Source organism: Bradyrhizobium sp. CIR18, assembly GCF_014198295.1.
Lineage (GTDB): Bacteria > Pseudomonadota > Alphaproteobacteria > Rhizobiales > Xanthobacteraceae > Bradyrhizobium.
On the sequence record NZ_JACIHF010000025.1, the window covers coordinates 1 to 2,877 of the forward strand.

Annotated in this window: 1 protein-coding gene and 1 pseudogene; both read left to right on the top strand. The window is 58.3% G+C overall.

The genetic code is table 11. The features are described 5' to 3' along the window. Positions 1-154 (top strand): transposase domain-containing protein (locus GGD65_RS38030; protein WP_183238539.1); only part of this gene is annotated, 154 nt, incomplete at its 5' end. 1,244 nt (positions 155-1,398) lie between these two features. After that, a pseudogene (locus GGD65_RS38035) lies at positions 1,399-2,877 on the top strand (hypothetical protein); the annotation flags it as partial.

Below are 2,877 nucleotides of genomic sequence, written 5' to 3' on the forward strand. Positions count from 1 at the left end.
CCTGATCGTCTCAGCTAAAATGAACGACGTGGATCCACAAGCTTGGTTCGCCGATGTCCTGGCACGCATCGCTGCACATCCCGTGCAACGGCTCGGCGAACTTCTTCCCTGGAATTGGTGCAACAGAAATAGCCAAGTCAACCAAGCAGCCTAAGTCACCGCTCCGCGGTCCTCACCGGATGCTTACGTTGCGCCGCAGGTAGCGCCCACACAATCGCAACGTCGACATCGAATGGAATGACCCTCTGTGGTCACACAAAGGATGACGTGAGTGTTTCGGAGGTTGCAACAGACCCGAAGCCTGCGAGTGGATCTTTCGCGATCGATGCCGGACATCCACATCGCCTCCGATAGTGCAACCATGGTAGGAAACATGGATGTCGCGCCCTGAACACGCGCGGCTCTGGTTGAAGATCTCAAAACCGGGAGCCGACAGTGATAACCCTATGCACTGTGTTCGTTCGAAGCCTAACGGTCAAACTCAGCGTTGAGCCGACTACAAGCAATTTCTGAAATTTACGGCCTGGAGCCCCTCTCCGCGGAGCGGGCGCAAGCTGGCTATTAGTTGATCTGGAAGATGTTGTCCGATGGTGTTTATATGATCCCAGTCTCACACCGGGAGCAGCGCAGGCGCGACTCGGCGCTGGTCAGCTGGTGGATCAGACGCTGTCGCTGCCACGCCCGCACTGGTTGAAGTTAGCAGAAACGTGACTCGGCGCCCCAAAGCCCCACGCATACACGGGGCAAGCGCTGTCCCTACCACGCGCCGCTAACTTCGACGTCACCGTACAGGGACTAGCTTTCCGAAAGCTGACGAACCCGACGAGATTCACAAAGTGCGAAAGCGGCCGGCGTGGGTCGATGCCCTTCTGCCTGGAACCCACCCATCTGTCCAGCGGACATCCGACTTAAGGGTATGTTCAAGCATAGACATAAGCTGATCTCTTCAAAGAGATCGTGAAACTTGCATATGCCATGTGCCGCGAGAAGGTGTCAGCAGAAGCCCATCGATATTGCAAAGGCGCGGCTCTGCGGCATCATCCACGAAAGGCAATCCATTATCTCTGCGACTTCGACGACAGCTGGGCCCATCCGATCAAGCTCGAAAGTGATCGGACCGGGAGAGAAGATCGACGGCGGACAAGTGCGGAGCCGCCGGTATGCCGTTTCGCAACCAGAGCAATGACGGGTCGTCGGCTCCCATGCCGCAAGGCTTCATCGGCGGCGAGGAAGGCGGGTCCTGAAACCCATGAAGCCCCGCGACAATTGAGAGCCGCGGGGCAGTTTCGTTTTGCAGCTGCGGCGATGCATTGCTTCACGAGCGACGGCCTCGTCAGCTTCTGGAAAGCCTATCCATAATAGGATCAGCTCAATTGATTTCTTGGACGTGAGGCTAGCGTGGACCCGGACAATTTCGATCCATCCAATGTAACAGCTTGGTCCCAGGTGCCGCACGCCGTCTCGGAAGAGCACCAGGGTGGCCATGCCGGGCAAGAGGGCTTTGAGCAGCACTTGGCCGAGGCGCGCCCACCCGATCCGCGTCCTGTCTCCGGTGGCGGCCGCAACCACCATCCCCATCTCTCTGCAGAAGATCGGGACATTATCGATAAGGCGATTGCCAAATATGCGGCTCAGAAAAAGCCAAACCTGAAGACGGTTAAGCGCTATACTCAGGCGCTTCGCCGACTTGGAAATCATCTTGGCGCTCATCGCCAAACGATTGTTCTGGGGGACCACGAGTCCCTGGTCCGTCACGTCAAGACTTACTTCTCGAAGGACGAAGACATGAAGAAAGGGTTGAGTGTCCTTCGTGCGTATCGTGATCCGAGCTATGTAGCTTCTGGCGGGCGGCCGCGCACGATCCCCTCAGCGGAAGACGCGCCCCTCTCAGAGCGGCTTAATGCCAGTGGCATGACGACAGGCAGCGCTGCTCGTCATGATCGTAGTCTTCGCAGATTTTCTAACGCGCTTACTCTTGAGGGCTACTCGATATCCGGGCTAGACCACGCTGCGCGCATTGAATTCGCTCAGAAGTTGTTCCCGAAGGACGAGCTTCTGTTGTTCGCGTTAAACAAGGTTTGCGATGCCGAGCACGTTTCCGGAGCGGGTGCGTCTCGGGAGCCCAGCGGTCATGCTGTCCCGTCGCCCACATTGCATCCTTACCCCGATGACGCCCGCATCATTGATGGCCTGGAAAAGGCAGAGCTGAGCATGCTCAAACCCGAGGAGACTAGCCGGAGAAAAGTTGTTCAAGATCTGGCCGGCAACCAACGAAGATTCGGTGCTTGGCTTCAAAGCAAGGGGCGGGGGAGCATGGTGAGCCGACTCACCGGCACCAGCGAGCAGCAAAAGTCGTTCAACGACGATTACACGGACTTTAAAAAAGCCCATCGAACCGCGGACATGGGCTTCGATCGTCTTCGGAACTACCTATGGCTCGTCGAGGCGAACGCTGCGCTGGGCGTCTCCCCTGACCAGGCGGGTGGGGAGCCGCGGCCGACGCCGGAAGCGGTACCAGATGGGTCGTCGGCGATCTACCGAGGTCTCAACTCTTTCGTGGATCTGCCGTACACGCCGCAGCAGATGCGAGACGATGCTCAGTCGGCGCCGATGAGTTGGGCCGCCGCCAAACCGCCGCTCTTCACCGGACCGTCGGACGCGCCAGCCCAGTCGTCAGACATCTACCGCGGTCTCAACTCTTTCGTTGATCTGCCGTACACACCGCAGCAGATGCGAGACGATGCTCAGTCAGCGGCGGCGGGTGGGGCTGCCGCCAGACCGCCGGTCTTTACTGAACTATCAGACGCGCCAGCTCAGTCGTCAGACATCTACCGCGGTCTCAACTCTTTCGTTGATCTGCCCTACACACCGCAGCAG